The 1,790-nt window shown below is 39.3% G+C and carries 1 protein-coding gene and 2 pseudogenes; 1 reads left to right on the top strand and 2 read right to left on the bottom strand.

Going from position 1 to position 1,790, the window contains the following annotated elements:
* Positions 1 to 360: amino acid kinase family protein (locus L4D76_RS28525; protein ID WP_489686032.1), on the bottom strand; the 360-nt coding region annotated here is incomplete at its 3' end.
* A gap of 326 nt (positions 361 to 686) precedes the next feature.
* A pseudogene (locus tag L4D76_RS28520) lies at positions 687 to 841 on the bottom strand (IS1595 family transposase); the annotation flags it as partial.
* 743 nt (positions 842 to 1,584) lie between these two features.
* Here L4D76_RS28520 and L4D76_RS28515 point away from each other — a divergent pair.
* A pseudogene (locus L4D76_RS28515) lies at positions 1,585 to 1,790 on the top strand (serine/threonine protein kinase); the annotation flags it as partial.

Raw genomic sequence — 1,790 nt, 5'->3', positions numbered from 1 at the left:
AGCAAATGCTGGATCGTTTGGATCAACACTCATTTGCGTAAGCATGCAAGATACATTCTGCTCTGGCAGAAGGTTTTTCAGTTCTTGCATTAAGATGTAACCGATCATGCCTTGGGTTTGTGAACCCAGTACATCAAGTGGGTATGGACTTACTTTTTTGTATTCCAACCCTTGCAGTGCCAGTAAGCCAACTTGTGGGCCATTACCGTGTACCAACACGACGTTATATTCTTTTGCAATTTCTGCGATAGATTTTGCTGCCGTAGCAATGTTCTGACGCTGGATATCTGCTTCTAATGGCTCGCCGCGACGTAGCAGGGCATTACCACCAAGTGCAACAACAACAGTTTGCTTGGTCATGGGATCATCTCTCTTGGTTTTATTGCGAAGCCTTTAATTCTTCGCTTTCGTTGATAGGCATTTTTGCAACACTATAGAATAACGTAGAGGTGCGAAGTCATTATTGACACACAATATGTAGGCCAATATGAACAGACAAGACGCCACTATCTTTTATTTCAATAGGTACATGAGTGTTTGTATATAGATTGTTAAAAATACTCATTGCATAATTTCTATAATATGCGCCATGGCATGACTAAATATAGTCATTTAATGCTAGTGAATGGCTGATTCATGCTTTTCTTTGTTGAGATCTGACATATATCGGATTTGATTTTATTTGATTACCACTGAACTTCAGTCAATTTGAGAAGACGTTGAGACATCGCTGCTGTTTGAAGACTTGAATATGTTAGTTATTCAGCATTTCTTCTAAATTAAACCGCCCATTAAACTTAAAACAGAACTCTGCTAGATAGCGTGGCAAGTGCTTTTTGTTGAATAGTCAACAGAGATGCCCGCGTTCAGCAAATATTTCTTCGATGTCACGGTAGCTGAGTTTATACCCAAGTTACCTCAAGATGCAGGATTCAGAGTGATACCAGCCAGTTCAATTCAAGGAAAATGTGCGAAGGAATGACTGGTCCTTTCAAGTGCATTTTACACAGAAGTGGGCTGGCTGGATCACTCCCTAAGGGCGAGTTTTCCAGGCACTAATCTTGCGTTGCTGATTTTTGATGTAGAGCGACTATATCTGCAAATCAGCGCCTGACCTTAGCGCCTGGAAATTCTCGCTGAAACGAGCATCTTGAGGTTACTTGGGTATATAAAAAACGTAATAGCGAACAACCTGGAGGATGATGTTGGAAGGAAAGAGGCGACCAGAAAAATTGATAGCCATAATGCTCAAAGTAATGAGTGCTGACGGAGATCATAACTCAGTACATCCGTTTGCGACAAAACCAATGAGAGCATTAATCAGCCATTTGTCAGCATTAAATGACTATATTTCGTCACGCTAAGGCGGCATATTATAACCATTGAAGAGCAAAAACATTCTAGGCTCATCAAACACAAAAAGTTAGATTTATATCGTTTTATATGTAGGTATCATTCATCTAATTATTAATAAATAAATTAGGAATGATTATATAGCTATCAGACCACTTATGTATTTCATGGAAAGATGGTTATTAATATACCTATTCAATTGTTCATATTAATTCTCTTGGAGATTATGTAATGAGTGTTTCCAACGATCTATATCCAAATGCTTCAGCGCCTATTGAAAGAAAAGATAGCGGCGTTCCATATGTTCGTCCTGGCCTCCATGTTGAATCTTATAATGACTTCGATCCTCTACGTCATGTAATTGTTGGTATTGCCGATAACCAACATATTCCAGAGGCATGCCCGGCAAGTAATGAGAAAATTCCAGCTGAAGCTGA

It is taken from the genome of Photobacterium sagamiensis (assembly GCF_050337085.1).
Classification (GTDB): domain Bacteria; phylum Pseudomonadota; class Gammaproteobacteria; order Enterobacterales; family Vibrionaceae; genus Photobacterium; species Photobacterium sagamiensis.
Note: the sequence above shows the minus strand (reverse complement) of the source record. Positions and strands in the feature narration are given on the sequence as shown.